The sequence below is a fragment of the Paraperlucidibaca wandonensis genome (genome assembly GCF_042677145.1).
Classification (GTDB): Bacteria; Pseudomonadota; Gammaproteobacteria; order Pseudomonadales; family Moraxellaceae; genus Perlucidibaca; species Perlucidibaca wandonensis.
This window is the reverse complement of the sequence record NZ_JBHTIT010000001.1, coordinates 829386-856158: the sequence shown is the minus strand read 5'-3', so window position 1 is coordinate 856158 and position 26773 is coordinate 829386. Positions and strand designations below refer to the sequence as shown.

Annotated in this window: 28 protein-coding genes and 2 tRNA genes; 14 read left to right on the top strand and 16 right to left on the bottom strand. The window is 51.3% G+C overall.

Features of this window, described 5'->3' with window-relative positions; all coding sequences use genetic code 11:
- Positions 1-31: 31 nt before the first annotated feature.
- From gspM to gspE, 9 genes are read right to left on the bottom strand one after another with little or no spacing between them, the layout of a single operon-like run.
- Positions 32-523 carry a type II secretion system protein GspM gene (gene gspM, locus ACFQ0F_RS04025; protein ID WP_340674677.1) on the bottom strand — a complete coding sequence of 164 codons (492 nt, stop codon included), beginning with the start codon at positions 521-523 and terminating at the stop codon, positions 32-34.
- Positions 523-1731, bottom strand: coding sequence for a type II secretion system protein GspL (gene gspL, locus ACFQ0F_RS04020; protein WP_379069371.1), 1209 nt, complete (start codon positions 1729-1731; stop codon positions 523-525). Before gspL ends, gspM begins: the two co-directional genes overlap by 1 nt.
- Positions 1731-2756, bottom strand: coding sequence for a type II secretion system minor pseudopilin GspK (gene gspK / locus ACFQ0F_RS04015; RefSeq protein WP_379069368.1), 1026 nt, complete (start codon positions 2754-2756; stop codon positions 1731-1733). Before gspK ends, gspL begins: the two co-directional genes overlap by 1 nt.
- Positions 2743-3387, bottom strand: coding sequence for a type II secretion system minor pseudopilin GspJ (gene gspJ / locus ACFQ0F_RS04010; protein ID WP_379069365.1), 645 nt, complete (start codon positions 3385-3387; stop codon positions 2743-2745). Before gspJ ends, gspK begins: the two co-directional genes overlap by 14 nt.
- On the bottom strand, positions 3380-3790 hold the full coding sequence (gene gspI / locus ACFQ0F_RS04005) for a type II secretion system minor pseudopilin GspI (RefSeq protein WP_340674673.1): 411 nt from the start codon (positions 3788-3790) through the stop codon (positions 3380-3382). The genes gspJ and gspI overlap by 8 nt, the downstream gene beginning before the upstream one ends.
- Entirely contained in the window at positions 3768-4340 is a 573-nt protein-coding gene (gene gspH / locus ACFQ0F_RS04000) for a type II secretion system minor pseudopilin GspH (RefSeq protein ID WP_379069362.1), read from the bottom strand. The genes gspI and gspH overlap by 23 nt, the downstream gene beginning before the upstream one ends.
- Positions 4337-4762, bottom strand: coding sequence for a type II secretion system major pseudopilin GspG (gene gspG / locus ACFQ0F_RS03995; protein ID WP_340674671.1), 426 nt, complete (start codon positions 4760-4762; stop codon positions 4337-4339). The genes gspH and gspG overlap by 4 nt, the downstream gene beginning before the upstream one ends.
- 10 nt (positions 4763-4772) lie before the next feature.
- Complete coding sequence (gene gspF, locus ACFQ0F_RS03990) at positions 4773-5996, bottom strand: type II secretion system inner membrane protein GspF (RefSeq protein WP_340674670.1); 1224 nt, start codon at positions 5994-5996, stop codon at positions 4773-4775.
- Between the two features lie 3 nt (positions 5997-5999).
- Positions 6000-7523: a type II secretion system ATPase GspE gene (gspE, locus tag ACFQ0F_RS03985; RefSeq protein WP_379069357.1), complete on the bottom strand. Its 1524-nt coding sequence runs from the start codon at positions 7521-7523 to the stop codon at positions 6000-6002.
- Positions 7524-7733: 210 nt separating this feature from the next.
- On the opposite strand from gspE, the gene ACFQ0F_RS03980 reads away from it, so the two are divergent.
- Positions 7734-7807: transfer RNA gene (locus ACFQ0F_RS03980), tRNA-Cys, on the top strand.
- Positions 7808-7828: 21 nt separating this feature from the next.
- Positions 7829-7915 (top strand) — tRNA-Leu (locus tag ACFQ0F_RS03975).
- 98 nt (positions 7916-8013) lie between these two features.
- Here ACFQ0F_RS03975 and ACFQ0F_RS03970 read toward each other — a convergent pair.
- Positions 8014-9201 (bottom strand): CaiB/BaiF CoA transferase family protein, encoded by a 1188-nt coding sequence (locus ACFQ0F_RS03970; protein ID WP_340674669.1) that lies wholly within the window; start codon positions 9199-9201, stop codon positions 8014-8016.
- 177 nt (positions 9202-9378) lie between these two features.
- On the opposite strand from ACFQ0F_RS03970, the gene ACFQ0F_RS03965 reads away from it, so the two are divergent.
- The 7 genes from ACFQ0F_RS03965 (at position 9379) to ACFQ0F_RS03935 (ending at position 16136) form a co-directional block, all read left to right on the top strand.
- Positions 9379-10281, top strand: coding sequence for an acyltransferase (locus tag ACFQ0F_RS03965; protein ID WP_379069354.1), 903 nt, complete (start codon positions 9379-9381; stop codon positions 10279-10281).
- 35 nt (positions 10282-10316) lie between these two features.
- Complete coding sequence (locus ACFQ0F_RS03960; protein WP_340674667.1) at positions 10317-10595, top strand: PA4642 family protein; 279 nt, start codon at positions 10317-10319, stop codon at positions 10593-10595.
- Between the two features lie 8 nt (positions 10596-10603).
- Positions 10604-11650, top strand: coding sequence for a DUF2804 domain-containing protein (locus tag ACFQ0F_RS03955; protein ID WP_379072091.1), 1047 nt, complete (start codon positions 10604-10606; stop codon positions 11648-11650).
- A gap of 29 nt (positions 11651-11679) precedes the next feature.
- Positions 11680-12159 carry a DUF4282 domain-containing protein gene (locus ACFQ0F_RS03950; RefSeq protein ID WP_340674666.1) on the top strand — a complete coding sequence of 160 codons (480 nt, stop codon included), beginning with the start codon at positions 11680-11682 and terminating at the stop codon, positions 12157-12159.
- Entirely contained in the window at positions 12156-13406 is a 1251-nt protein-coding gene (locus ACFQ0F_RS03945) for a serine hydrolase domain-containing protein (RefSeq protein ID WP_340674665.1), read from the top strand. Before ACFQ0F_RS03950 ends, ACFQ0F_RS03945 begins: the two co-directional genes overlap by 4 nt.
- 111 nt (positions 13407-13517) lie before the next feature.
- Positions 13518-14684 carry an acyl-CoA desaturase gene (locus tag ACFQ0F_RS03940; protein WP_340674664.1) on the top strand — a complete coding sequence of 389 codons (1167 nt, stop codon included), beginning with the start codon at positions 13518-13520 and terminating at the stop codon, positions 14682-14684.
- 3 nt (positions 14685-14687) lie between these two features.
- The gene (locus tag ACFQ0F_RS03935; protein WP_379069348.1) at positions 14688-16136 is read left to right on the top strand and encodes a protein adenylyltransferase SelO; all 1449 of its coding nucleotides are present in this window, start codon (positions 14688-14690) and stop codon (positions 16134-16136) included.
- Here the strand turns inward: ACFQ0F_RS03935 and ACFQ0F_RS03930 are convergent.
- The 5 genes from ACFQ0F_RS03930 to ACFQ0F_RS03910 all read right to left on the bottom strand — a co-directional run bounded on the left by ACFQ0F_RS03930 (position 16133) and on the right by ACFQ0F_RS03910 (position 20093).
- Positions 16133-16807 (bottom strand): hypothetical protein, encoded by a 675-nt coding sequence (locus tag ACFQ0F_RS03930; RefSeq protein WP_340674662.1) that lies wholly within the window; start codon positions 16805-16807, stop codon positions 16133-16135. The genes ACFQ0F_RS03935 and ACFQ0F_RS03930 overlap by 4 nt on opposite strands.
- Positions 16808-16810: 3 nt before the next feature.
- Entirely contained in the window at positions 16811-17476 is a 666-nt protein-coding gene (locus ACFQ0F_RS03925) for a hypothetical protein (RefSeq protein WP_379069345.1), read from the bottom strand.
- A 69-nt stretch (positions 17477-17545) separates the two neighbouring features.
- Positions 17546-18367 carry an NADPH-dependent 7-cyano-7-deazaguanine reductase QueF gene (queF, locus tag ACFQ0F_RS03920; RefSeq protein WP_340674660.1) on the bottom strand — a complete coding sequence of 274 codons (822 nt, stop codon included), beginning with the start codon at positions 18365-18367 and terminating at the stop codon, positions 17546-17548.
- Positions 18368-18372: 5 nt separating this feature from the next.
- Entirely contained in the window at positions 18373-19155 is a 783-nt protein-coding gene (locus tag ACFQ0F_RS03915) for an ABC transporter permease (protein WP_340674659.1), read from the bottom strand.
- Complete coding sequence (locus tag ACFQ0F_RS03910) at positions 19152-20093, bottom strand: ABC transporter ATP-binding protein (RefSeq protein WP_340674658.1); 942 nt, start codon at positions 20091-20093, stop codon at positions 19152-19154. Before ACFQ0F_RS03910 ends, ACFQ0F_RS03915 begins: the two co-directional genes overlap by 4 nt.
- 152 nt (positions 20094-20245) lie before the next feature.
- On the opposite strand from ACFQ0F_RS03910, the gene ACFQ0F_RS03905 reads away from it, so the two are divergent.
- From ACFQ0F_RS03905 to phrB, 5 genes are read left to right on the top strand one after another with little or no spacing between them, the layout of a single operon-like run.
- Positions 20246-21556, top strand: coding sequence for an NAD(P)/FAD-dependent oxidoreductase (locus ACFQ0F_RS03905; RefSeq protein WP_379069342.1), 1311 nt, complete (start codon positions 20246-20248; stop codon positions 21554-21556).
- Positions 21553-22308, top strand: a complete 756-nt coding sequence (locus tag ACFQ0F_RS03900) for a DUF1365 domain-containing protein (RefSeq protein ID WP_379069339.1) — start codon at positions 21553-21555, stop codon at positions 22306-22308. Before ACFQ0F_RS03905 ends, ACFQ0F_RS03900 begins: the two co-directional genes overlap by 4 nt.
- Positions 22305-23519 carry a cyclopropane-fatty-acyl-phospholipid synthase family protein gene (locus tag ACFQ0F_RS03895; protein WP_340674655.1) on the top strand — a complete coding sequence of 405 codons (1215 nt, stop codon included), beginning with the start codon at positions 22305-22307 and terminating at the stop codon, positions 23517-23519. The genes ACFQ0F_RS03900 and ACFQ0F_RS03895 overlap by 4 nt, the downstream gene beginning before the upstream one ends.
- 32 nt (positions 23520-23551) lie before the next feature.
- The gene (locus tag ACFQ0F_RS03890; RefSeq protein ID WP_379069335.1) at positions 23552-24496 is read left to right on the top strand and encodes a MerR family transcriptional regulator; all 945 of its coding nucleotides are present in this window, start codon (positions 23552-23554) and stop codon (positions 24494-24496) included.
- A 5-nt stretch (positions 24497-24501) separates the two neighbouring features.
- Entirely contained in the window at positions 24502-25947 is a 1446-nt protein-coding gene (phrB, locus tag ACFQ0F_RS03885) for a deoxyribodipyrimidine photo-lyase (RefSeq protein ID WP_379069332.1), read from the top strand.
- Here the strand turns inward: phrB and ACFQ0F_RS03880 are convergent.
- Positions 25944-26732, bottom strand: coding sequence for a ParA family protein (locus ACFQ0F_RS03880; RefSeq protein ID WP_340674652.1), 789 nt, complete (start codon positions 26730-26732; stop codon positions 25944-25946). The genes phrB and ACFQ0F_RS03880 overlap by 4 nt on opposite strands.
- Positions 26733-26773: the final 41 nt, after the last annotated feature.

The following is a 26773-nucleotide window of genomic DNA, read 5'->3' as shown; positions in this document are numbered from 1 at the left end:
TAAGCCTTTTAAATCTTTTATTAACAGTAACTTACACGCTCAATCTAACGCGAACTTGGCTGGCGCCGTCAGCTCCTGGATTTATCACCACCTCTTTCACTGAAATGCCCTGTGCACGGCATTGCTGCAAAAACAAAGTGAGCTGAATAACGCTGGCATTATTCATGGCAACACGAACGCCCGAAGGGTCAGACTCCAAGCGAGCTAGGGTGATAGTTTGGCTTGCCGCCAAGGCTTGTACACGCTGCGCCAACTCATTGGCAGGAACACGCTCACTGGAACCGCCACGCAAGCGCGGACCTTCATTGCGAATAGCCGATGCTAGGGAGACGGCCTCTTGTCGCTCAAGCTGTGCCGAGTTTAACGCCTGTTTCGCCGGCATAATGCCGCCCCAGATCACGATCACTGGCAGTAAAATCGCGGCCAGCAGACTTAGGGCGCGGCGATCCTTCTCAGGCATGCCCTGCCAATAGTCTTGTGCTGGCGCTAAGGCATTATTGATGCGCTCTGAAATAACTGACATTAGCGCTTAGCTCCCATGCTAGCCACATGCAGCGTCGCTTGCGCAACGCCATTATCTAAACGTGCATTTTCGACCTTTACTGACACGCCTTGAGCTTCTAGGGCTTGCGACCAACCATTGATTTCATCAAGCACGCCACCGGCAACATCGATGCGAGCAGGCACATTGTCACGATAATCAAACTGCTTAATCTGCCAATCGGCTGATGGCGCTGTTTGAGCCATTAGTTGCAGTACCACCTCAGGTGCTAGCGTATTGCCAGCGGCTTGGCGTGCTGAAAATTGACGAGCCAAGTTTGTGATACGGCGCTCTTCTGGAAAGTATTGGCGATAGTTTTGCTCTGCTTCAGCGCGGGCTAGCGTCGCCTCGCTACTAAGCTTATAGGCCATAAAACGATCACCGGCGATCATTGCCAGCGAGGCCACAACCAACATAGCAATCGCCCATTTCCAGCGTGGCGACCAAGGGTATTTCGACTGCGGGGCTAAAGCGCCAGTGAGCCAGTTTTGCGGATGCGTAGCCCAGCGCGCTGTAGCTTGTTGCTTAATTAAATCTGCCCAATCCTGCCAAGGTGCAGGCGACGGACTGATACGCTCGGGCAATGGCGGCAAGCTCGTACCTTGCGGGTAACGCAGACGCACAGGCGCAGCACTGCCATTACGCTGGCTGAGTAATTGATCTAGCACCATGGCAGCATCGCTTTCGGCAACCAATGCTGCTTCACCGGGCTGGGCCTGCAAATAAACTTCCGCGCCCACTGGATACCAAAGCCAATGCTCGCTATCGCTTTGCAGCAGTGAGGCCTCTGGAATAGCAGCGACTGGGCGTATGCCAAGCGCGTCAAATGCCTGTAGCCAATGCTGCATATAGCTCAAGCTAATGCCGCGAGCGAGCACAGTACCTTCGTCGAGATCAGTCAACGACCACTGCAAGCGCTCGAAATCCTCGCCAAGCTGCTCTTCGGCCAATGCCACCAAACCAATGCCCGCCTCTTTGCGTTGGCGCGCACTAGCCTCAATGACCAGAGCGATATCAATGCCGACGGGGGTTACTAAAACCACGGGCACATCGGCGTTGGCTAAAAGCTCTTCGGCAATGGCATCAATACTTTGCCAAGTGCCCAAACGTTGCCACTGGCCTTCAGCATAAGATACTGCCGTGATGTCACCGCTATTTAGCGTAGGGAGTCGTAAAAACAGCCTTTCCATTAAGGAGCATCCTCTTCTTCTGTCAGCTCACCGCTGTTTTCTGGGGGTGGCTCAATATCTGGAATCCATGATGGGTTGCGTTCCACAGCAATAACATCAAGTAAGCGCGATGTGCGCCGTGCAATCAACGTCCATTGTAGCCGTTCTCGATCACCAAAGCGTACTCGCGTATAGAGCTCGAAATAGCGCGAGCGAACATCGAGCAACGCCGTTAGTGCAGCACGTACATCATTGCTGACGCCATTAAACACGGGATTGTCGAGAAACTCTGCTAAAGATTTCCAGCCCTCAGTGGGCCGTTGCTGCAATAGTTCAACCGCGGATGCTGGTGCCAAGCCAGGCACTAGGGCCTCCAGAATGCCCGGCGAAATAAAGTTCACATTCATTTTCGTCGCTGCAGTGGGCAGCACCGTGACATAGCTCGATAGCGTACGCAGCGATTCACGATTATAGCCACGCACCAAGCGTAGCTCATCAAAGGTGCTTAGTGCGCGATTGGCGGATCGATACGGCACATCTAAGCGAAGGTAGTAATCATCTTCTGCACCTGCTGCTGAGAATGGCTGGGAGTCGGTGTCTAGCCAATCCACAAGACTATCGGCCAGCTCTGGCGGCAGAAGTAACTGGCTCAATAAGCGGCGAAAAAAGAATAGCGCTGACTGATTAACACTGCCGGCGGTGACTAGGCTATTGAGGTTGAAGCGGGCTTGAGCATCGCTTAGTGCTGGCAAAATCACACCGCCAGGTACCGGAAATGGTGGAAAGGGTTGCGCCCAATCTTCACCAGGATGATCAACTAACATGCCCTTGCGGCCATCTTCGCGTAAGGCCGCCATAGCAAAAAGCGCCGCGCCATGATTGTACTGAGCCACTTGATCGAGCTGTAGCTCACCGGCTAATTCGCGTTGAACGCGGGCTTGGCGTTCAATAATTGTCGTAACCAGTACGGTGGCCAAGGCTGCAATGAGCAACATGGTCAGTAAGGCTACGCCACGCTGTTTTAGCACTGACTTAGCCGGTCGCATTATCGTTATCCGGTAATAAATAGATGCGACGGATATCGCCCCAAGGCGGCACATCGAGCTCGAGATTTAGTAATGCAGGAGCGCCTTTATCAAGCACAGCCCCACTGATGCCAGTAGCACCTGAGCTAGTTGGTGGCCATACCTCTTCAATGCGGCTGGTATTACTTGAGCGTACGCGCCAGCGCAGTTTCTCTAGCTGCGGGCCCAATGGCGACTCAATTGGCTTGAGTCCGGGCATACGATCCAAGGTTAGCCAAGTTAATCGCCATAGCTGCTTGCCGCGCACTTCATAGCGCACGCGCAGCATGTCACTGCGCGGCTTATCGAGCGGATTGCTTAGGCCACGGCGGGTGAACTCTAGTGCGCCATCGGCAGACAGTACAAATGGCGGCAGCGAGTCGCCGAGCTCATCACGAATCGGCCGATCAACCCATTGCGCTAAATCATTGGCAATAACCGATTGCATGCGCTCAAGTGATAACAGCTCTTTTTGCTTGTCATTGAGGCGCTCAGCAGTGCGGCTGGTGCCACTTAAAAAACCAAAAGCGCCGACACTGATCAAGGCCATGATAGTAATGGCGACTAGTAGCTCGATTAGAGTAAAACCGCGCTCGGCTCGGACTCTAACCATTATTAAAGCGCCCGATAAAGCCAACAACATTGACTAGTGGTGAGCCACTTTCACCGCTAATTGGGTCGTAACTGCTGACTTTGACTTCCATGCTGCGCACATCAGGGCTTGGGGTTTTGCCTGCCCTCATGCTGATTAGCCAATCACGACCAGCCATCACGGTGTTGGTCTCAGAGTTGCCGAGATCGGGTAGTTGTCCAACACTTTGTAAATCTGTGAGCGTGTTGGTAGCGACCCAGTGCGCAATTAAACGATCTTCAAGGCTGCCGGCTTGGCGAGTTTGCTCTCGGGTTTGCGTTAGTAGCGTGAGTGCGACAATGCCAAAAATAGCCATTGCCACTAAGACTTCGATCAGGGTAAAGCCGCGCGTGCGCAGTGATTTAGTTGTAAGTTGAGGCGCCACTGCCCTCTCCGAAACCGGCTGGCTTATCTTCGACGTAGCGTGTGTCGCCTAGGTCGTTAATCAATAGCTTTAGTGGCTCAACGCGTGCGTCATCGCGAGAACGAATGCTCAATTCACCTGGCGTGGCCTCGCCGCTAGATAGCAGCAGCATATCGGGCTCCACTGCACCTTCTTTGGGCTCAGTGCTAGCAATGCTTTGCGCCACACCAGCATCGCGCCACGAATAGGCAATGCCGAGTGTTTCTTGCGGTTTTAAGGCTGGGTCATTGTCGATGGCATACCATTGCTGGCGCATTTTATCGAAGCGCAAGAAGCGATAACCCTCAGGCAAGAGTTGCAAGCCAACTTCCATTTGATCAGTTTCCGCGAGCAGGCGCGCGTAACCAATTTTAGCCTGCAAGCGCTCACGCTCTTGTTGCACGCGGCGGGATGGATCTGAGGGATTTAAGCTCACCACGGCGACACCCATCAGCACGGCCATCAAGACGATGACCAGCAGCACCTCAATTAAGGTGAAGCCTGATTGCTTTGGGCGCGCCAATAATCTCATTCGAAATAAATGTCCGCGGCGTAGCCTTCGCCACCTTCGGCGTTATCGGCGCCTAAAGAGAGCAAGTCGTATGGCTTACCATCACTGCCAGGCGAAACATACTGCAGGGCGTTATCCCATGAGTCGACAGGCGAACGGCGAAGGTAGCCGCCATCGGGAAATATGCGCGCTTCTGGTGAGCGCGTGACCAAGGCCTCTAAACCGGCTTCGGTGCTTGGGTAGCGATAGTTGTCGAGCTTATAAAGCTCTAGCGCGTTGGCCACAGCACTTAAACTGGCCTTAGTCGATGTCACGCGTGCTTGGTCATCTTTACCAACAACATTGGGAACAATAATCAGTGCCAGAATGCCAATAATGGCAACCACCACCATGACTTCAATCAGGGTAAAGCCGGCTTGGGCGGAAAATCGACGAGCTCGCATATTCACTCCACTAGTTCACTAAATTATTCATCTGCACAATCGGCAGCATGATGGCTAAGACAATCACCAGCACAACGCCGGCCATCATCAACAACATCATGGGCTCAAATAAGCCCACAAGCGTACTAATGCTGCCGGTTAACGCACGTTCTTGCATTTGCCCAGTTCGCATCAACATTTCATCTAACTCGCCACTGGCCTCGCCGCTAGCAATCATATTGGTCATCATCGGCGGAAACAGTTTGGCCTGCTCAATGGCTGGTGCCAAGCGGCCACCTTCAGTGACGCGATCAGCTGCAGAGGACACCGCCTCGCGCATCGGCAAGTTATCAACGACTTCGGCCGCAATGCGCAAGGCATCGACCAATGGCACGCCGCTGCGGGTAAGGATGGCTAAGGTGCTGACAAATCGCGAGGCTTGCGAATCACGAATGAGTTTTCCCGCCACCGGTAGCCGCAACATGAAGGCATGCCAGCGATAACGCATGGCGGGCTTTTGCAGTAGACGATAGACAAAATAACTTAGAGCAATGCCGATTAAGACCAGAGTGCCCAAGGACTCCCGTAGAAAGTCACTGGTGGCAATAAGCAGCTGCGTAATCATCGGCAATGCTTGGCCTTGATTATCAAAGACTTTAACGATGTCTGGCACCACATAGGTCAATAGGCCAATGACGATCAGCAGCGATAAAACCGTAAGAATAGCGGGATAAATTAATGCGCCCTGCACTTTTCGCCGTGTCTCATAGCGCGACTCGGTGTAGTCGGCTAAGCGGTTAAGCACCAAGTCCAAATGACCCGCGCGCTCGCCGGCGGCAACTGTGGCGCGATAGAGCGAAGGAAAAGCTTGAGGAAATTCAGCTAGGCTTTGCGCCAAGGTATAGCCCTCAACGACTTTCGAGCGCACGGCGGTGAGTAGGCGTTTAACAGTGGCTTTTTCTGATTGCTGAGCAACTGAGCGCAAAGAATCATCGAGCGTTAAGCCTGCCTGCACGAGCGTGGCAATTTGCCGGGTGATTAAGGCTAGGTCTTGGGCGCTGAGTTTGGGCTTGAAGAATGAGAACGACATGCCCGCTTGTTGAGCTGCGGGCTTTTCACTGGCGTTATTAACTGAGATTGGCACCAATTGGCGCTCACGTAAAAGCGAGCGTGCATGACGCAAATTGTCGGCATCGATTACCCCTTTACGGCGTTTTCCCTGAGGATCAACACCAACGTAATCAAATGCCGCCATAGATTAATCTTCTCTAGTTACGCGCAGCACCTCATCCAATGATGTGATGCCAGCTAGCACTTTTACCATGCCATCTTGGCGAATGCTCGGGCCGTGAACGCGAGCCTCTGTTTCTAGTTCTTGCTCGAGGCCGCGCTCGTGAATCAACCGACGAAGCGTATCATTGATGGACACAACTTCGTATATCCCAGTACGACCTTTATAGCCGCGTTGGTTACATTGTGCGCAACCAGCTGAGCGATAAATTGTTGGTGGGTTCGCTGCTTCAACGCCAAGCAATGCGCACTCAGCTTTATCGGCAATATGCTCTTCGCGGCAAGCTAGGCATAGGACACGAACCAAACGCTGGGCTACAACACCAATCAATGATGACGACAGCAGAAATGGCTCAACACCCATGTCGACCAAGCGCGTGACAGCGCCGACAGCTGAGTTGGTGTGGAGCGTCGATAACACCAAGTGACCTGTCAGCGAGGCTTGCACAGCAATCTCAGCAGTTTCACGGTCACGAATCTCACCGACCATGACGACATCAGGGTCTTGGCGCAAAATCGCACGTAGGCCACGAGCGAAGGTCATTTCAACCTTAGTGTTGACCTGAGTTTGGCCAATGCCATCGAGCTGATATTCGATGGGGTCTTCGACCGTGAGAATATTGCGGCTGTGATCGTTAAGCTCAGTCAGCGAGGCGTATAGCGAGGTGGTTTTACCGGAGCCGGTTGGGCCGGTAACTAGCAAAATGCCGTGTGGCTTTGCGATCAATGCTTGTAGAGCAATATGATCTCTATCAGCTAAGCCCAGACTGGAGAGATTTAAGCGCCCTGCCTGCTTGTCGAGCAAACGCAGCACAACGCGCTCGCCGGCGCTTGAAGGCATAGTCGAGACACGAACATCGACCTCACGGCCAGCTAAGCGCACAGAAATGCGGCCATCTTGAGGCACGCGCTTTTCAGCGATGTCTAAACGAGCCATAACTTTAATACGCGAAACCAATAGCGGTGCTAGCTCGCGGCGTGGCTGCAAGACTTCACGTAGCACGCCATCGATGCGCAAACGCACAGTCAGGCGGCGTTCAAAGGTTTCAATGTGAATATCCGAGGCGTTTTCGCGCACGGCTTCCTGCAAAATTGCGTTAATCAGGCGGATGATCGGCGCGTCATCCTCCTGCTCCATCAAATCTTCAGTCTCTGGCACTAAGTCGGCCAAGCTTTCTAGGTCGATGTGGTCGCTGATGCCCTCGGCGGCTTGCATTGAGTCGCCGGCATCGCCTTGATAGCTGCGCGATAAGGCCTCATTGAATTGATTTTCTGAGACCGGGCGGCAATACACAGGCCGGCCCAATAGGCGTCGTGCTTCTGCCAGAGAACTTAACTTCCAGTCTGGGCGAGCCAGTAAGCACCAGCTTTCCTCCGACTCAATATGCAGCACGAGGCCATTACGTTTAGCAAAGCTATACGGTAGGCGCGTCATGGCAGCTGCTTGGGGCCAGGCAGTGGATGTTTCTGGTTGAGCTAAAGCAGTCATCATGCGATGAACACCTGTTGGAACATTGGACTGCAGTCTACTGCAAGGAAACGTTGCTCAACAGTCAGACTGTGTTGGTGTTTTATTAAAATCGTGGTTGCTGCGTGCTTTTGCTCGTAAATCGCACGAACGGCGCAAGATAGAGTGCGTTGTAGTTGACGCTCCTAAGAGCCATCGCTATTATGCCGCCTCCCGAGAGGGCGCTTGGTATTAGGCTGGGTGGCAGAGTGGTCATGCAGCGGACTGCAACTCCGTGTACGCCGGTTCGATTCCGACCTCAGCCTCCAATATCCTCGCTATTCTCGACCGCCCCGATGGTGAAATCGGTAGACACAAGAGACTTAAAATCTCTCGACCGCAAGGTCGTGCCGGTTCGATTCCGGCTCGGGGCACCATCTTTGTATCGTAACACCCGCTTCCAGCAAGCATCCCTGCTCTCTATTACAACTCGTTGAAATCAGCCGACGCCATCCTTGGCATCAACTTGTTCGTCTTAAGCGATTGCGCCTGAACGTTTGGCTTGCGCGATCTCATCTGCACTAAAACCAGCTGTTTTCATTACAGCATCTGTGTGCTCGCCTAATGCGGTGCCGGTATAGGCGTAATGCGCCTTGGTTTCCGAGAACTTAATTGGCGATGCTAGCTGACGCTGGGTCTGGCCATTGCTCATTGGTACGTCAACTAAAAGCTCGCGAGCCTGAATGTGCGGATGCTCAGTGGACTCAGCAAAGCTCAATACTGGCTCTGTGCACGAATCTAGCGCAGCAAAAATCGCTGACCATTCGTCGTAAGTCTTTTTCTTCATTTCGATCTGAATATCGATTTTTAGCTGCTTGACCACTTCTGGTTGCAACATATTTAAGCCCAATGGTGCCAACTCTGGGCGACCGAGCGCTGCGCAAAATTGCATGAAGAATTGTGGCTCTAAACCACCGACAGAGAAGTAACGGCCATCTGCGGTTTCATAGCAGTCATAAAAGCTACCGCCGTTGAGCTGAGTATTTTCCAAGCCGGGCTGATCACCACCGTTGAGCGCGCCTGGAGCGGTGAGCGCGTGCAAGCTGAAAGCGGCATCGGTCATGGAAATATCGACGTGTTGGCCAATACCGGTGGCTTGACGATGAATTACTGCGGCCAATAAGCCAATAACTGCATGGCATGAGCCACCAGCAATATCTGCTACTTGCACAGCCATTGGTGCAGGGCCCGAGGCTTTGCGGCCGTTATAACCAAGCACACCAGCAATGGCTAAATAGTTCATGTCATGGCCGGCGCGATTTTTGTACGGGCCGGTTTGGCCGTAGCCGGTGATCGAGACATAAATAATTTTTGGATTAATGGCTTTAAGTGCTTCGTAGCCAACGCCTAATCTATCCATAACGCCAGGGCGGAATTGTTCAACCACGATGTCGTACTCGGCGACCAAACGCTTAACGACCTCAAGGCCTGCAGGCGACTTCATATCGATGCCAATCGAGCGCTTCGAACGGTTCAAATAACCATGAGCGGCGGAATTACCATCGCTGGCCATGGGGGGCAGCATGCGCACCATGTCTGGGCGTGATGGCGACTCAACGCGCAGCACATCAGCGCCCATGTCGGCGAGCATTAAGGTGGCGAATGGGCCTGGTAGCAGCGCTGAGAAATCAAGCACTTTCAGGCCAGTAAGTGGACCGGACATAACTATACCTCTGTGAGTAACGACGAAAATGACTAAGCGGTCAGCATGCTATTACGACAAACAGCAGCTGCCAATGACCAGAACGCTCATCTGCTGACGAATTCAGCTAGTTGAAGTCATTGCGCCTTGGTCTGTGTGGGCGACATACTTTGGCCATAACTTTTCGAGCAAGAACCTATGCTGTCTTTTTTACCCGCCCCGCTGCTGGGCTTTATCGTTGCGTTTTTACTGGTGGTCTCAACACTCCTTGCTTCTACTATTATTTTGCTGATGAGCCCGCTAAAACTATTGTCACTTGTCTTTCCGGCCCTAAGCCCGCGTGTGCGCCGTGCTATTGCCGCCATTCAAGAGACATGGACTGGCACTAACTCGACTATTTTCAAGCTTCTGCCCGACTTAACATGGGATATTCGTGGCCTGTCCGAGCTTCGCCGTGACCGTTGGTATTTTGTCGTCTCTAACCATCAATGCTGGATGGATATTTTGACGGCCTTCCATGTCTTGAATCGCCGTATTCCGCCGCTGAAGATTTTCATCAAACAAGACTTGCTGTATGTGCCGGTGATTGGTCTGGCGGTATATACGCTCGATTACCCATTTATGAAGCGCTATAGCCGTGAATTGATTGCGAAAAAGCCGCATTTGCGTGGCAAAGATTTAGACACCACGCGTCGCGCTTGCGAGAAATACAAAGACTATCCGGTCAGTGTTATGAGCTATCTTGAGGGCACACGGGCAACGCCTGAGAAAATGGCCGCAAGCCAAACGCCTTTCCGGCATTTATTACCGCCAAAAAGTGCAGGCGCGGCCTTCGTGCTCAATGCCTTAGGCGAAAAAATGGATACCGTGTTGGACTTAACCATTGCCTATCCAAATGCAGTGCCTAGCTTCTGGGACTTCTGCTGTGGCCGAGTGCGTCGCATCGTGGTCGATGTCGCTTTACGTGAGATTCCAGCGCACTTTTGCCAGGGTAGTTTTGAAAGCGACCCCTCCTTCCGCGAAGAGTTTGCGCAGTGGACTCAGCAGATGTGGGTAGAAAAAGATGACTTACTTCTGACATTACAGCGTGTCAACGATTAGACTAGCGCAAATAAAGACTTATATCGGAGCCGTATATGGCCGTTTCACAACCCGCTAACTTCAACGAAACCTGGTCGGACAAGCGCATTGAAAGTTTTCTCGCTTTTCAGCCGCCCGCTGGTGAAAGCGCTGACTTTCACACGCTCTACAACGCCTATAAGCATATGCGTGATTCTGACTTCAGTATTTTTCTAGAGCACTTTAAAGCGGCAGGCCGCGATATTCATGCGCTTAATGGTTTGGGTTTATCATTGCTCGACATCGTTAAAACGCATGCACAATCACAGGCTTTTGCCGACCTGCTCAGCGCTTAAACGTGACGATGATCAATGGTGTAAAACGTAGCGAATCTGCCCTGCTTCACGCAGGCTCGCCGCTATTTGGCCAGTTCAAAGACAGCCTTCGTCATGTGCAGGGCCAGTTAGACACAAGCTTAGATGCTTTTGGGCACAGTCGAAGCGCCTTTGCACGCCGCTTAGGCTATAAGCAATTTCAGTTTTTTGGCGGTATGAGCGAAGAGCTGGTATTCGGTTGTGCCTTGGTCAGCTTAGGCCATTCCTGCAGCGCCTTTATTTATGCCGTTGATATGCGCACGGGCGAACGCTTTGAGCATAGCAGTATGCGGCCCGGCAGCATGGGTATGAACCTCAGTGATAACCCCCGCGAAGGTAGTAGCCATTGCCAAATGGGTCGCTTACAGGTCGAGCAGCGCTATTTCGATCAACCCCGACAAAAGCAGCTAAAAGTAAGCATTGGTGAGGAGTTTGTACTTGAGGCATTAAGCCATGAGACAGACTTCGAGCCCATGTCGCTGTGCACGCGCAGTGGTTATAACGGCTGGACATACGCCAATAAAACCGCTGGCGTAGCGTTGACTGGCAGCTTGCTCTGGCGCGGCAAAAAAATCGACTTAGAAACCATTAAGTGCATGGGCCATCACGACTTTTCCTGTGGCTTCATGCGACCTGAAACGTGGTGGAACTGGGCTTGCTTTTCAGGCCATGCTGAGCTTGAAGGTGGCGCTGAATCAGCGGCGATAGGCTTGAATATCTCCTGTGGTGTCAATGAAACTAGCTATAGCGAAAACTGCTTTTGGCTTAATGGCGAATGCATTAATACTGCTGCTGCAGTGTTTGATTTTGACCGCCAAGCGCCATTATCTGAATGGAAAATTCACACTCACGATGACAGCGTAAGCTTGCGTTTCACACCACTTGGCATCTACGAGGACAATACGCGACTTGGCCCTTTGGCGGCACGCTTTCGCCAAGTCTTTGGCCACTTTGATGGCTATCTTATCCACCAAGGTCAGCGCTACTTAATTAAGCGTTTAAGTGGATTTGTTGAAGACCAATTTGTGCGCTGGTAAATCGCGCCCACCTACTGAGCACAAACTCAATGTCAAAACATCATAAAAAACATGCACATATTGTCGAAAAACCAAGTAAGCGCGCACTATTTCGCGATTACTTGGTACTGCTTTGTGACCTGCGGTTTTCGCGCTATTTAACGGTGCAAATGCTACCAATTTTATACGTCCTACTCGTAATAGGTGGTGCTGGCGTCATTGGCCAGTTTGTGTGGGACGCCTTTGCGCAAAGCCTTTTGCGTGGCATAACTTTTCTTGTTGCGGCTCCTGTCGCTGTTTTGATTTGGGCATCTGCTTGCCGAGCTATTACTGAGTTTTTACTCGCTGTTTTTCGCATGTCTGAAGATGTAAATAAGCTAGCGGGCATTCGCCCAACGGTCGATAAGCTTGACCAATTCATTAGTGGCCCAAGCTGGATGAGCCGAATCATGGGCTCAGTCCAGGCTGCATCACAACAACAAAAATCTCCGCGTGCTACGCCCGCTATTCATCCAGAGAAACCCCAGTGAAATTACTATCGACTAACACCTGTTTTATTCCGAAAGATTTAAGTTCAGTCACTCAGTACGACCCTAGCAGCGAGGCTGACCTTGCTGCCATAGGCATGAGCGCTAAGCAAAAAGACACGATTTGGCGCGCGGTCGAAGGTTTTTATCGCACCGGCATCTCGCCTGCCGTGACCATTTGCATGCGGCGCCAGGGCCAGGTCGTGTTTAACCGCGCCTTAGGCCACGCACGGGGTAATGGCCCAGACGATAGCCGTGATACACCAAAAGTATTGGCGCAGCCGGACACGCCCATGTGCTTGTTTTCGGCCTCGAAAGTGGTTACCGCCATGCTTATTCATAAGCTCGCCGAGGATCATCTGATCGACTTGCTAGCACCGGTGGCGCATTACCTGCCTGCTTTCGGTGTCAATGGTAAGCAATACGTAACAGTCGCTCATATTTTGGCGCACCGAGCTGGCATTCCAACCATACAAGGCGATTTCGACACCGAAATCCTGTTCGACACACCGCAAGTTGTCGATATTTTATTTAACTCCAAACTCAATGCTCGTAGCGGTCATCGCGCCGCCTATCACGCCGTCACTGGTGGCTATATTTTGGGTGAGTTGATTCGAGCTGTTACTGGCAAAGACGCCCGAGAATATTTACGCGAAACAATCCAAGAGCCACTGGGCATGCGTCACTTAAATTATGGTCTAGCGCCTGAGCATCGTGGAACCGAGGCAATTGGCTACGCTACTGGCTTTAAGCCCGTATTAGCCATCGATTGGTTTTTGCAGCACGCACTAGGCGGCAATCTCGACACCGTGGTTAATGTCACTAATGACCCACGCTTTATGGACATCATCTGCCCGGCCGGTAATATTTTTGCTAACGCCGATGAGGCCTGTCGCTTCTTTGAGCTCATGCTTCGCGGCGGCACGCTCGATGGCAAACGCATATTTGATCCACTAACTATTCGTCGCGCTACCCTAGAAGCCGGCAAGCCACAGTTCGATGGCACCTTGTTAGCGCCGTTACGCTACAGCCACGGCATGATGCTCGGCGGCAACCCAGTCGGGCTTTATGGGCCAATGACTGGTCATGCCTTTGGTCATCTTGGTTTTTCCAACATTTTCTGTTGGGCCGACCCCGAGCGCGACATCTCCGTATCTCTGTTAACCTCAGGCAAGCCGATTGTTGGGCCGCACTTACCTGCTCTAGCAAAGCTGCTCGCGAGTATTTCGTTTAATGTGCCTAAACTATGAGTTTGAGCCCGAAATACCCTGTCATAATTTTGAATTGTTAGCAGTGCAATATCTGACTATAATACAATCTCTGTGAACACTCATACACTGAAACTATTGAGGCAAGACCCTATGTCCGATGACATCGCGTCAACACAACAAGCCCCGGCAGAGAAACCGCCGATTAACTGGCTAGGTGCAAGCGTATTACTTTCTACGCCTATTTTAGCGCTGTTGTTGATTCCAACTTATGCATGGTTTAATGACTACTCAACTGCTGCCTGGGTGAGTTTTGTCGTGCTCAGTGCCTTAAACGGCATGTCGATCACTGGCGGCTATCACCGTCTGTGGGCTCACCGTGCCTATGAAGCGCATTGGTCATTACGCATTTTCTATATGCTCTTTGGCGCCATGGCGACCCAAAATAGTATTTTAGTATGGGCCTCAGGCCACCGTACGCATCACCGCCACGTCGACCACGTTGATCACGACCCCTACTCCTCAAAGCGTGGATTTTGGTTCTCACATATCGGTTGGATGCTCCGTAAATACGAATCGGGCAAAGAGGATTTCCGCAATGCGCCGGACCTGCTCAACGATCCAATTGTCATGTTTCAGCACAAACACTACTTAGGCGTTGTGCTCGCAATGAACTTTGGCTTGCCTTTAGCTATCGGCCTAATAGTCGGTGATGTCTGGGGCGTATTGCTGCTTGGTGGTCTTTTCCGCTTAGTTTGGAGTCACCACACCACTTTCTTTATCAACTCGCTCGCTCATATGTGGGGCAGCCGGCCATACACTGATGAAAACACCGCGCGCGATAATGGCTTTTTAGCGCTATTCACCTACGGTGAGGGCTATCACAACTATCACCATATCTTCCAATACGACTACCGTAACGGCATTCGTTGGTATCAGTTTGATCCAACCAAATGGATGATTTTGGCGCTATCGTGGGTTGGTATTACTCGTAATCTCAAGCGTTGCCCTGAGTTTGCCATCGAGAAAGCTAAGCTCACCATGCAGTTCAAGCGTGCTGAAACTAAGCTGTCTTTGATTGCTGCTGGTCATGCCCAGCTAGAAGCTTGGCGTGCCAAATTGGCACAAGAATCCGAGCACTTCAGCCAAGTTATGGCCGATTGGAGCCAGCTGAAAGAAGCTTGGTATGGCGAGAAAAAACGTCAGTTATTGCAGAAATGGGAAGAGGCTAATTTCCACAATCGCTTTCAAGAAATTGAATATCGCCTGAAAATGCAACGCAAACGCTTACGCATGCTCACCGCGCAGGTTACTGCCTAAAGCATGTTGGCTTTCGACAACTCCTACGTCACCTTGCCGACGTCGCTCTGGCGTCGGCAACGCCCCACCCCCATCCAAAACGCTAAACTACTGACGCTAAATACAGCGCTAGCCACTGAGCTTGAGCTGGATATTGCGTGGTGGCATTCGCCTGAGGCGCTAGCTGGCCTCGCCGGCGACGGTGTATGGTCTGGCGCAGATCCGGTTGCGATGAAATACGCTGGCCATCAATTCGGTGGCTGGAATCCTGACTTGGGCGATGGCCGCGGTGTGTTGCTTGGCGAAATCATCTCGCCGCAGGGGCAGCGCTTAGATTTGCACTTAAAGGGTAGCGGCCCAACGCCATTCTCTCGCCAAGGCGACGGCCGAGCCGTGCTGCGCTCGAGCATTCGCGAATACTTGGCTGGGGAAGCCTTGCATGCGCTTGGTGTGCCGTCCACGCGCGCCTTAGCCATCGTAAGCTCTACGCATCCCGTGCGCCGCGAGCGCATGGAGTCCGCCGCCACGCTATTACGCGTAACGCCCTGCCATATTCGCTTTGGCCATTTCGAATGGTTGTTTCACAGCAACCAACACAATGACCTGCGCGATCTCGCCGACTATTGCATCGAGCGCTATTACCCAGAAGCTAAAGCTCAGTCCAAGCCTTATATGGGCTTGCTGGAAGGCATCATTAAGCGCACGGCTAAGCTGATGGCGGATTGGCAGTGCCAAGGCTTTGCTCACGGCGTGATGAACACCGATAACTTCTCCATTGCCGGCGAAACACTAGATTTCGGCCCTTATGGCTTTCTTGAGCAATACGACCCCTACTTAATTTGCAATCACTCCGACCATAACGGCCGCTACGCTTGGTATTTGCAGCCTTCTGTTGGCCTGTGGAACCTAAACGCTCTCGCCCAAGCTTTTACGGCACTGCTTAGCATTCCCGAGATAGAGCTCGCGCTGGCGCAGTATGAGCCGCAGTTGGTTAAGCATTATGATCAATGCATGAATGCCAAGTTAGGCTTAGGCGCAGTACAAGATGGCGACCGTGACTTAGTTGCTGGATGGTTGGCGTTATTGCAGCGTGCGAAGCAGGATTATCCGCAGCGCTTTCGCTGGCTTAGTGAGCATGATATAGCGGACTTAAGCACTGATGATTGGGGCGTACAGGCCGCCGAGGTACAGCAATGGCTTCAGCGCTATCAGCAACGCGTCGAAAAGCAAAAGGCCGTAGACTATAGCGAGCCAGAGCGGCAAGCGGCCATGCAAGCGGTAAACCCTTGCTATGTGCTACGCAATTACTTGGCGCAGCAGGTCATTGAGGCCGCCGAGCAAGGTGATGCAAAACCGCTAGAGTTACTAACTCAGGCCTTACAGTCACCCTTCACTCGCCGATCTGAGCTAGAGCACTTCGATGCCGCTGCACCGGAGTGGGCATCGTGCTTATCGATCAGCTGCTCGTCTTAAACGGCCATCAGCATATCGCCAAAATAGCGACCAAAAGCTTTTAGCTCCGTAGGCTTCAACGCAGGTATTAAGCGGCGAATAGCTGCTTGAGAGCCTTTGCGAATAGCAGCTTCGCCAACGGCAAAAACATTGCGCGCGATAAAGCCAAGCTTTACTGCTTGCGCAGACTCTTGGTAAAACGCCTGAATGGCCAGCTCCGAAAAGCGCAACATCGCCTGAGTCATGGCGGCTTGGTTTATGCCTTCAGCAGCGGCATCGGCCCAAGCCTGCTGCAGCAAATCATAATCTGCCTTAGCCAAGTCAAAACTGATGAAGTCGCGCAACGTGCCCTTGACCATATGCTGTGTACGGCGAGCAGCAATATAAGTCGTTAAAGGCTGTAGCTCCGCGTTAGACATTTTAGCTAGCACTTGGCGCACCAAGGTGTGCGAAGCGCCTTTAATCACACTAGCGACTGTTTCGAGTACTTTCGGCGCGCTACTTGATGGCGATGAGCCTTTCATCAGGTTCACTACCAATGCATCGACGATTTCATCGGCGTAGCGCTGCGCCAATGACACTACAGCGCCAGCTTGTGGCTGCGCAGGAATGCCATTGGCAAAAGCATTTAGCACCTCATTAAACTCTTCGGTAAGGCTTTTTGAGGCTTGAAAAGCAAACAAAAACGTCATGATTTAACCTTGCGTGAACATGCTGCCGTAGTGCGCAGCTACTGCTTGTAGCTCAGCATCACTCATCGACACGAAAAGCTTTGATGTTGCTGAGTTGCTGCCCTTAATAATTGTTGAACGGCCTATCGAGACCATTTTCTTTTTCACAAAGCCCACTTCTAATGAATTGGTGAAGTCATCGTAAAAAGCAGCTGTGGCGGCATCAACAAAATCGCTCATGGCAGCGGTTAAGTCTTCACGGGCACCGGTCATATTACCAGCAGCAATGCGCGCTAAAATCTCTTCAAAGCGTTTGCCTAAAGGCTGTGGCATAACAAAGCCAAACTTCGATGCACCATCGACCACTTGCCGGCGGCGACTTAAATAGCCAGCTAACTTGTCTTGCTCAGCATCGCTAACTTTGCCCATAATTTGTTTAATGAGCACGTGCATGGTGCTTTTAAGCAAGTTGGCGAGAACAGCTAAAACGCCACCGCCCTCTCCACTGGCCTTCAAGATATCAATAACATCTAGGGCTAATGCTTTCACCACACCATCAGTGGTACCAATTGCTAATTTAATAGCAGTAGCTGACTCTGCATACTGGCCTTTGGCGTGGTTAGTTAGTAAGTCATCAATCGTCTTTTGTAGCGAGGCGTCTAGCGGAAATCCAAATACGTACTGGCTCATGGTTATTCTCAACAGCTTTTAGAGGAAGAAGTGGCATTCACAGTGTTTGTGCCTGAAGTGATTTATACCTTATTGGCGCGCCATGCGCAGCGATTCTGTCAGGCTTTCGAAGTTGGAGCGGAATGGATTGATGTCCAAGCCACCGCGTCGCGTGTAGCGCGCATAAACGGTCAGTTGCTCAAGCTTCGCATGGCTCATTAGATCCATAAAAATACGCTCTACGCATTGCTCATGAAAGTCTGAATGACGGCGATAGGACACTAAGTAGGCAAGTAAACTCTCGGGCACTAAAGCAGGCCCGCGCGCATGAATCATCACGCTGCCCCAGTCTGGCTGGTCGGTAACCGGACAATTGCTGCGCAGTAAATGGCTATGCCAAATAGCGTCTTCATATACGCCTTCACGCACGTGAATCAGGCTTGGGTCTGGCCTGTAGACATCGGTGCTGAGCGCCAGATCATCTAAGCAAGTGCCAGGTAAAGCGACCAAGCTAGCAGCCGCGCCTACATCTAATAAGCTTAAGGTGACTTTCGCTCCAGCAACTGGGCTTAAGTCGGCTTCAACGTGTGCGACGAATGCCTCTGGACTTGCGAAGCGCGTAAAATTCAAGCCATTGAAATACAGCTTCAGCGATTTTGACTCGATGATATTGGCTGATTCGGCCGGCACGCGTATTTCACCAATGGCGACGCGTGGCTTGCCCTGGCCATCAAGCCAAGACAACTCGTAATGTGTCCATAAATCCACGCCCTGAAAAGGCAGCGCTGAGTGAGCGCCTAGCCCAAGGCCATCGCGTGAAAACTGGCGTGGTATGGCCTGCAGGCGCTCGGCGCAAGGCATATCAGGATAATCTGTGGCTTGGCCAAGCTGAGTCAGTAAGTGTAAGTCCATGGTAATTAATCACGCATGCCTGTGCCGCGATTGAGCAAATGCAGCGCAAAAGCAAACATTGCAGCGGTGATCAATGTGATAAGCAGTAAAGAGCTGAAAATCGGCACGTCACTATGGCCAAGCACGCCGTAACGGAAAGCATTAACAACATAGACGATGGGGTTAAGCATGGATACGCTTTGCCAAAATGGCGAGAGCAAGTCCATCGAGTAAAAAACCCCGCCTAAATACGTCAGTGGCGTCAGTACAAAAGTAGGTACGATAGAGACATCATCGAAGCTTTTGGCATAGACCGCATTGATAAAACCACCGAGCGAAAACAGCACTGCTGTGATGAACACGCTGTAAATCATGACAAAGCCGTTATGCAGGCTTAAATCGGTAAAGAATAGTGATAATAGCGTGACGATGGCGCCAACCATGAGGCCGCGGGTGACACCGCCTAAGACAAAACCGACCAAAATAACTGCATGCGGTACTGGCGATACCAGCAGCTCTTCAATGCTGCGTTGGAATTTCGCGCCATAAAAGCTAGACACCACATTGGCATAGGAGTTAGTGATGATCGCCATCATGATCAGCCCAGGCACAATGAACTGCATATAGCTAAAGCCCTGCATGCTGCTGATATTACGGCCAACTAAGTTGCCGAAAATAACGAAATACAGCGTCATCGTAATAGCCGGTGGCAGCAGTGTTTGTACCCAAATTCGAGTAAAACGACGTATCTCTTTTAAAACGATGGTCTGAAGCGCAACCCAGTTTTCAGGTGAAAGTACAACGCTCATGCTGCACTCCCATGGTCTGGACCTAGGTTTTTCTCGACTAAGCGCACAAATAGTTCCTCTAAGCGATTGCTTTTATTACGCATGCTGCTGACCTGTAAGCCTTGCGCACTGAGTGCAGCAAAGACCTGATTTAACGATTGGCCACGGCGAATATCGACCTCTATAGCCCGCTCTGAAGTCTTTCTCAATTGGTAGTCATCGAGCGTGGGCAACGCTAATACAGGCTCCACTGTGTCTAGGACAAATGTCTCTTGCTGCAACTTGGCTAGCAAAGAGCGCATGTCGGTATTTTCGACTACCGTGCCTTTGTCCAAAATCGCGATATTGCGGCACAGCGATTCAGCCTCTTCAAGATAATGTGTGGTCAAAATAATCGTCGTGCCTTGCTCGTTTAGGCGAGTGAGATACTCCCACATAGATCGCCGCAACTCGATATCCACACCAGCGGTTGGTTCGTCTAAAATCAATAGCTTAGGCTCATGAACTAAAGCCCTTGCAACCATTAATCGGCGCTTCATACCACCCGATAATGTGCGCGCTTGCTGGTTTCGCTTCTCCCAAAGTCCAAGCTGCTCGAGATATTTCTCGGCTTGGTCATACGCTTTTGTACGCGGCAAGCCGTAATAACCTGCCTGTGTCGCCAAAATATCGATGACTTGCTCGAACTGGCCAAAGTTAAACTCCTGTGGAACCACGCCCAGGTAGCGTTTGGCGGCATTTAGATCGGTATCAATGTTGTGTCCAAACACGGATACCTGACCGCTTGTTTTCTTTACTAAAGAGCTAATAATGCCAATACAGGTCGATTTTCCGGCACCATTGGGGCCCAGCATGGCAAAGAAGTCTCCTGGAGCTACGCTCAAGTCAATTCCTTTCAGTGCACAAGCACCTGATTTATAAGTCTTTACAACGGAGTTTAGTTGCAGCGCTGCGGTCATATTACCCTCTCCTCCGATTCAATAAAAAAACTTCATATTTTTCTGTAACGCACCGAATGCTCGCGAGTCTAATTGGCAAGTTGTATAAAACAGCGCGGGAAAAATGATGAAACTCACACAATCAGTACGACACTTTTGCGGGCATTACCCGCATGACTAATTCTAAAATCGCCGTCATTGGCTCCGGCATTGCCGGTCTAAGCTCAGCATGGCTGCTGTCCAAGCAGCACAGGGTCACCGTTTTTGAAGCGGCAGACTACGCTGGCGGTCATAGCAACACGATCGATGTCACGCTAAATGGTATTAGCTACCCCGTAGATACCGGATTCTTGGTTCATAACGATCGCACCTATCCTAACCTGATTGCCCTGTTTAAGCATATTGGACTAGACACTCCAGCTAGCGAAATGTCGTTTAGCGTGAAGTTACCGCACGTCAATTTAGAATGGGCTGGGGCCACCACAGCCAGTTTATTTGCGCAAAAGCGAAATCTATTCAGGCCCAGTTTTTGGCGCATGATTCGCGACATTCTAAATTTCAACAAGCGCGCTCACGACTTGCTCGCCAGTGTTGAGGACAGCAATATGACCTTAGGTCAGCTGCTCGATCGTGAAGGCTATAGCCGAGAATTCCGTGAATGGTATTTATTGCCCATGGGCGCGGCTATTTGGTCTAGCCCTATGGATGATATGGCCGACTTCCCAGCCAAAACCTTTATCCAGTTCTGCTTAAACCACGGACTGCTGCAAATTCATGATAGGCCGCAATGGAAAAGCATTCGCGGTGGCTCACGCGTTTATGTGCAACGCTTATGCCAAGACATCGAAGCGAATGGCGGCCGCGTACTACTCAGCACGCCGGCATTAAATGTGACGCGACATGCCGATGGTGTGCACATAGAAACTGCCGAAGGCGTTGAAGTCTTTGATCAAGTCATTATGGCCTGCCACACGGATCAATCATTAGCCTTATTGAGCGATGCCCATCCGCAAGAGCAAGTCGTGCTTGCCGCCGTGCGCTATCAGCCTAATACGGCTTATTTGCATACCGATGAAAGCCTGATGCCTGTGCGCAAAAATGCGTGGTCAGCTTGGAATTACTACGCCGGTGCTGTGCAAAACGGCCAATTTCCAGTGGCCGTCACGTACTGGCTCAATCGCTTACAGCCACTGCCTTTTGATCGTGCCGTGATGGTTACGCTGAACCCACCAGAGCCGCCACGTGCAAATGAAACCATTGCCGTTATCAATTATGCCCACCCACTATTAGATACCGCTGCATATCAAGCACAGCAAGCGCTGCCATCGGTACAAGGCTTAGATCGTGTCTATTTTGCCGGCGCTTGGGCAGGTTTTGGCTTTCATGAAGATGGCCTGAAGTCTGGCTTAGCCGTAGCGAATTTGCTGGGTGTGTTTGCACCTTGGCAAAAAGCTGACGATTCAAAGCAGGAGCAATCTGCATGAATAAAAATTGGCTTTTTAAAGGTCGCGTTGGTCACGCCAGAATGGGTGAAAAGCGCAACGCATTCGTCTATGACAGCTTCTTCATCTGCTTTCCGCTATCTCAACGAGAGCAGTTGAAGTCGCGCTTCTTTGGCCTCAATCGCTGGAATCTATTTTCGTGGTTTGAGAAGGATCATGGCGATGGTGTTGATGCTGAGCATTGGATTCGCCAGCTCTTTAGTGATCATGGCGCTAATGCTGTTGATGGCGAAATACATTTGCAAGCCATGCCGCGCATCTTCGGCTATGTTTTTAATCCAATTAGCTTTTGGTATGGCCACGATAAGCAAGGTCAGCTCCGCGCCGTACTCTGCGAAGTACGCAACACCTTTGGCGAACAGCATCGCTACCTACTGCAAGCTCCAGAGCAAGCCGTGATCACGAACGACACTGCTCTGCACAGCGAGAAAGTCTTTCATGTTTCACCGTTTTATCCGGTTAGTGGCGAGTATCGCTTCCGTTTTAGCGGCAGCAATGGCAATCGCCGCGTCGCCATCGACTACTGGCAATCTGGCGAGCTAGCGCTGAAAACCTATGTCAGCGGTGAAGCCTGTGAGCTCAATGATCGCCACTTAATGGCTACGTTAGCGCAATTAGGCTGGACCACCGTGATGGTGGTGTGGCGCATTCATTGGCAAGCGCTGCGCCTATGGCTGAAAGGTGTGAGCTTTCACCGCAAACCTAACCCCCCTACGCTGGAAACTACACGATGAATATGTCCGTCTCAGCCTCTATAGATTTATCTCGTGCCCCTGCTATGGCGCGTTTACTTATTTCTTTGTTTGAGCGCCTGCAAGTCGGTGTGATGACGGTGCAATTTCCAGATGGCTCGCAGCGCCATTTTGGCGGCAAAGTCGAAGGCATCAATGCCACCTTGATCATCAATGATTGGACTGCCTGCAGCCAAATTTTGCGCGCAGGCGATATTGGTTTGGCAGAGGCGTATCGCGACAAAAAAATCGAGATGCCCGACATCACCGCCCTACTATTACTGGCGATGGCCAATGAAGATGCGCTGACTCAAGCCTTTTATGGCAGCTTTTTTGGCACTTTGTTTTATAAAATCAAACACTTCCTAGGAAATCGCAACACACGTAAAGGCAGCAAGAAAAATATCCATGCGCATTACGACCTTGGCAATGATTTCTACAAACTCTGGCTAGATCGTGGCATGACTTATTCTGCGGCCTTGTTTGATGGCACCGATATCAGCCTAGAAGATGCACAAACCGCAAAATATGAGCATTTGTTAGATCAGCTTAATGTGAAAGCCGGCGACCATATTTTGGAGATCGGCTGTGGCTGGGGCGGCTTCGCTGAGCATGCCGCACGCACACGTGGAGCACGTGTCACCGGCATTTCTTTGTCACAAGAACAGCTGAAATGGGCGCGTGAGCGCGTCAAAGGCACTGATATTGAAGACCTATGTGAGTTTCGTTTCCAAGATTATCGCGATGTTAAGGGTCAATTTGACGCCATTGCTTCGGTTGAAATGATTGAAGCCGTTGGCCAAGCATTTTGGCCATCGTACTTCGGGCAAATTGAGCGACTGCTGAAGCCCGGCGGCAAGGCTGGCATCCAGGCCATCACCATTGCTAATGAACGTTTTGATGATTACGCCAGTGGTACCGACTTTATTCAGCAATACATTTTCCCCGGCGGCATGTTGCTGTCGCCACAAGCTATCGATGAGCAAGCGGCGAAAGCCTCATTGCTGGTTGAGTCGCGCCGCTTCTTTGGCCTCGACTATGCCGAAACGCTACGGCGCTGGCGTGTTGAGTTCGAAGCCAATCTCGAGGAAATCGGCGCTCAAGGTTTTGATGAAGCATTTCAGCGCATTTGGCGATTTTATTACGCCTATTGCGAAGCGGGCTTCGACTCAGGCCGCACCGATGTTTGCCAAGTCGTTATGAGCAAATCCTAAATAACCGCCCCTTTGACTAGTTGGAGTTCGACATGATCGCAGAAGCCACTCGCGCTAAATCTGGCGCACAAGAAGAGCCCGTGCTGTTACCAATTAATGCTGTCGAGCGCGAAACTGGCGTATCTAAAGAGTTGTTGCGGATGTGGGAACGCCGCTATGGCTTTCCTGCCCCGCAGCGTGATGCCCAAGGTGACCGCATTTATCCCATGGAGCAGATCACAAAATTACGTCTGCTGCGGCGCTTAATCGATAATGGTTTTCGTCCCGGAAAAATCATGGCGCATGAAATCCCTGAGCTTGAGCGTTTAATGCGAGCCCAGAGTAAGGCTGGCCAAGAAGTCCCTAAAGATCTTGAGGTCGAGCTTTTGCAAGCTTTACGCTCACGCGACCATCAGCAGTTGCGCGACTACTTATCGCACCAGCTCATCAAAATGGGCCTGCAAAGCTTCATCCTCGACTTTTTGCAGCATGCCAATACCATCGTTGGCGATGCTTGGGTGCGTGGCCAGCTCGAAGTGCATGAGGAGCATCTATTTACAGAGCAAGTGCAGGGTTTGGTACGCCAAGCTATTGGTAACCTGCGTGAACCGACACAGGCTCCACGCATTTTATTGACGACGCCGCCAGAGGAAACGCATACCTTGGGTATTCTGATGGTCGAAGCCCTACTGCGCCTCGATAATGTCGATGCCGTTTGTTATGGCGCGCAAATGCCCGTGCGAGACATCGCGCAGGCCGTGACACGGCACAAAATGAATATCGTTGCGGTCTCTTTCAGCGCATCCTATCCGGCGAGTAATGCAGTTAATTTCCTTGAAGAATTACGCTTTAAGCTGCCATTAGCAGTGGATATTTGGGGCGGCGGCGCAGCACTGCGCTCGACACGACGCAGTATTGAGGCCGTCAGTTTTCTGCATGATTTATCGGCTATGCGCCAAGCCGTGTTGGGCTGGCGCCGCGTGCATGGAGTTGGCTAAACACAATGAGCGTTCCGCATCATCTTGTCTGCTTGCGTAATGATTTACGCGTAGCCGATCATCCAGCTCTTCACGCCGCCTGTGCCGATCCAACGGCACAGGTTACTGCGCTCTATGCCTATACGCCGGAGCAATGGCAGCAGCACGATGTCGCCGCAGTTCGTATCGACTTTGAATGGCGTCAGCTACAAAGTCTGGTGACTGACTTAGCTGAGCTAAACATCGCCTTAGTAGTTTTAGCAGCGGACGACTACACATCGCTCGTGCCCAAGCTGCTGGACTGGTGCCAAACCCACAAGGTGAGTAGTGTATTTGCGCATGAAGCTTATGAAATTAATGAGCGCGCCCGCGATAACGCTATTAGAGATGGCTTGAGCGAGCTTGGCATTGAGGCGCAATGGTTTCATGACAGCTGTATTATTGCGCCAGGCCGTGTGCTTACTGGCGATGGCCGCGTTTACACGGTATTTACACCATTCAAGCGTAATTGGTTGATGCAATTAGCTGAGCATCCAGTGCGTTTGCTGCCAGTGCCAGAAAAGCGCACAGCCTGTGCCGTGGCTTCTAGCCAACTCTCTGCGCGTGCACCGAGCATTACCGTGCCTATTGCCGATGGCTTAGTGCAAACGCTATGGCCGGTCGGCGAGGCTGAGGCGCATGCGCGTTTGGCGCAATTCATTGAAGAAGATGGCGGCCGCTATCACGAACGTCGCGACCTTCCTGCAATCAATGGCACCAGCACTTTATCGCCGTATTTTGCTGCTGGCGTTATCTCTGCTCGGCAATGCCTATATCGCGCCGAACAGCACAAACATCATCATGCTGGGCAGCAAGGTTTGGATACTTGGATTAGTGAACTGTGCTGGCGTGATTTTTATAAGCATATTTTGCTCGGCTTTCCTCACGTATGCCGCCACCAAGCCTTTAAGCGCGAAACGGATAAACTGCCGTGGTCGCATAACGAAGCGAATTTTCAGGCGTGGTGTGAAGGCCGCACAGGCTTTCCTATCGTCGATGCCGCCATGCGCCAACTCAACGAAACTGGCTGGATGCACAATCGCCTGCGCATGATCACAGCGATGTTTTTGACGAAGGATTTGTTTATCGACTGGCGCTTAGGCGAGCGCTACTTCATGCAGCACCTGATCGATGGTGATTTATCGGCTAATAATGGCGGTTGGCAATGGAGCGCCTCTACTGGCAATGATGCCGCGCCCTACTTCCGTATTTTTAACCCATTTCTGCAGAGCAAAAAATGCGACCCCGATGGTGAGTTTATTCGCCGTTTTGTGCCTGAACTGGCTCATCTCGACGCTAAACGCATACATGAGCCGCACGCTAAAGGTGTGGATGTGCGTTTGAAATATCCTAAGCCCATTGTCGATCATGCCCTTGCGCGACTCGATACCTTGGCCTATTTCAAAGCGTTAAACGCCGCTAGTGCTAACTAGCTGGCGTTAATCTGATCAAATAAGGCTTCGAACTCGCCCGTGAGCTTATGCTTAGGCGCGCAGCTGATCAGTGGCGAGCAGCGCTGATGGGATTCACGCATGATCACTGAGGCTGATAATGGCGGATCTAAAATCGGCAAGCCCTCTGCTTTTAATTCACTGACTAATTGTCTAGGCAAAGCGGCCCGTGGCTGAAATTGGTTAATGATGATGCCCTCAACCTTTAAGTCCGGGTTGTGGTCTTTGCAGGTTTCATCGACATTTTCCAGCAAGGTGTAGAGCGCGCGCCGCGAAAAGGCATCGCAGTCGAATGGGATCAAGCAGCGCTCAGCGGCTATCAAGGCCGATAAGGTGTAGAAGTTAAACGCTGGCGGTGTGTCGATATAAATAGCGTCGTAATTATCAGAAAGCTCTTTCAATGCGGCGGCAAGCTTATAAATCTTGTGCTTACTTTCTAGCAAATGCTCAATTTCACGCAGTTCAGGATTCGATGGAATCAAAAACAGCTTGCTGTAATTAGTGGCGTGAACGAATTCGGACAGCGGTTTTTCTTTGGCGCGAAACGCTAAGGATTGCGCGAAAAATTGACCAATATTTGGCGAGAGCTCTGGCTTGTCGCGGCTAAACTCTGCGGCCTCACCAAGCAGGTATTGGCTCGCGTTGCATTGTGGATCTAAATCAATAATCAGCGTCTTTAAGCCTCGCTGAGCGCTGATTGCCGCGAGGTTTACGGTGATGCTCGATTTGCCAACACCACCTTTTTGATTAAATACGACGCGACGCATAGTCATTCCCGCTTAAGCTAAAAACCGGCTCGATGGTAGCA

What these genes read in the sequence shown, in the direction of transcription:
- gspM (WP_340674677.1), bottom strand. Translation starts at nt 523, where the DNA reads ATGTCAGTTATTTCAGAGCGCATCAATAATGCCTTAGCGCCAGCACAA.
- gspL (WP_379069371.1), bottom strand. Translation starts at nt 1,731, where the DNA reads ATGGAAAGGCTGTTTTTACGACTCCCTACGCTAAATAGCGGTGACATC.
- gspK (WP_379069368.1), bottom strand. Translation starts at nt 2,756, where the DNA reads ATGCGACCGGCTAAGTCAGTGCTAAAACAGCGTGGCGTAGCCTTACTG.
- gspJ (WP_379069365.1), bottom strand. Translation starts at nt 3,387, where the DNA reads ATGGTTAGAGTCCGAGCCGAGCGCGGTTTTACTCTAATCGAGCTACTA.
- gspH (WP_379069362.1), bottom strand. Translation starts at nt 4,340, where the DNA reads ATGAGATTATTGGCGCGCCCAAAGCAATCAGGCTTCACCTTAATTGAG.
- gspG (WP_340674671.1), bottom strand. Translation starts at nt 4,762, where the DNA reads ATGCGAGCTCGTCGATTTTCCGCCCAAGCCGGCTTTACCCTGATTGAA.
- gspF (WP_340674670.1), bottom strand. Translation starts at nt 5,996, where the DNA reads ATGGCGGCATTTGATTACGTTGGTGTTGATCCTCAGGGAAAACGCCGT.
- gspE (WP_379069357.1), bottom strand. Translation starts at nt 7,523, where the DNA reads ATGATGACTGCTTTAGCTCAACCAGAAACATCCACTGCCTGGCCCCAA.
- ACFQ0F_RS03970 (WP_340674669.1), bottom strand. Translation starts at nt 9,201, where the DNA reads ATGTCCGGTCCACTTACTGGCCTGAAAGTGCTTGATTTCTCAGCGCTG.
- ACFQ0F_RS03965 (WP_379069354.1), top strand. Translation starts at nt 9,379, where the DNA reads ATGCTGTCTTTTTTACCCGCCCCGCTGCTGGGCTTTATCGTTGCGTTT.
- ACFQ0F_RS03960 (WP_340674667.1), top strand. Translation starts at nt 10,317, where the DNA reads ATGGCCGTTTCACAACCCGCTAACTTCAACGAAACCTGGTCGGACAAG.
- ACFQ0F_RS03955 (WP_379072091.1), top strand. Translation starts at nt 10,604, where the DNA reads ATGATCAATGGTGTAAAACGTAGCGAATCTGCCCTGCTTCACGCAGGC.
- ACFQ0F_RS03950 (WP_340674666.1), top strand. Translation starts at nt 11,680, where the DNA reads ATGTCAAAACATCATAAAAAACATGCACATATTGTCGAAAAACCAAGT.
- ACFQ0F_RS03940 (WP_340674664.1), top strand. Translation starts at nt 13,518, where the DNA reads ATGTCCGATGACATCGCGTCAACACAACAAGCCCCGGCAGAGAAACCG.
- ACFQ0F_RS03935 (WP_379069348.1), top strand. Translation starts at nt 14,688, where the DNA reads ATGTTGGCTTTCGACAACTCCTACGTCACCTTGCCGACGTCGCTCTGG.
- ACFQ0F_RS03930 (WP_340674662.1), bottom strand. Translation starts at nt 16,807, where the DNA reads ATGACGTTTTTGTTTGCTTTTCAAGCCTCAAAAAGCCTTACCGAAGAG.
- ACFQ0F_RS03925 (WP_379069345.1), bottom strand. Translation starts at nt 17,476, where the DNA reads ATGAGCCAGTACGTATTTGGATTTCCGCTAGACGCCTCGCTACAAAAG.
- queF (WP_340674660.1), bottom strand. Translation starts at nt 18,367, where the DNA reads ATGGACTTACACTTACTGACTCAGCTTGGCCAAGCCACAGATTATCCT.
- ACFQ0F_RS03915 (WP_340674659.1), bottom strand. Translation starts at nt 19,155, where the DNA reads ATGAGCGTTGTACTTTCACCTGAAAACTGGGTTGCGCTTCAGACCATC.
- ACFQ0F_RS03910 (WP_340674658.1), bottom strand. Translation starts at nt 20,093, where the DNA reads ATGACCGCAGCGCTGCAACTAAACTCCGTTGTAAAGACTTATAAATCA.
- ACFQ0F_RS03905 (WP_379069342.1), top strand. Translation starts at nt 20,246, where the DNA reads ATGACTAATTCTAAAATCGCCGTCATTGGCTCCGGCATTGCCGGTCTA.
- ACFQ0F_RS03900 (WP_379069339.1), top strand. Translation starts at nt 21,553, where the DNA reads ATGAATAAAAATTGGCTTTTTAAAGGTCGCGTTGGTCACGCCAGAATG.
- ACFQ0F_RS03895 (WP_340674655.1), top strand. Translation starts at nt 22,305, where the DNA reads ATGAATATGTCCGTCTCAGCCTCTATAGATTTATCTCGTGCCCCTGCT.
- ACFQ0F_RS03890 (WP_379069335.1), top strand. Translation starts at nt 23,552, where the DNA reads ATGATCGCAGAAGCCACTCGCGCTAAATCTGGCGCACAAGAAGAGCCC.
- phrB (WP_379069332.1), top strand. Translation starts at nt 24,502, where the DNA reads ATGAGCGTTCCGCATCATCTTGTCTGCTTGCGTAATGATTTACGCGTA.
- ACFQ0F_RS03880 (WP_340674652.1), bottom strand. Translation starts at nt 26,732, where the DNA reads ATGCGTCGCGTCGTATTTAATCAAAAAGGTGGTGTTGGCAAATCGAGC.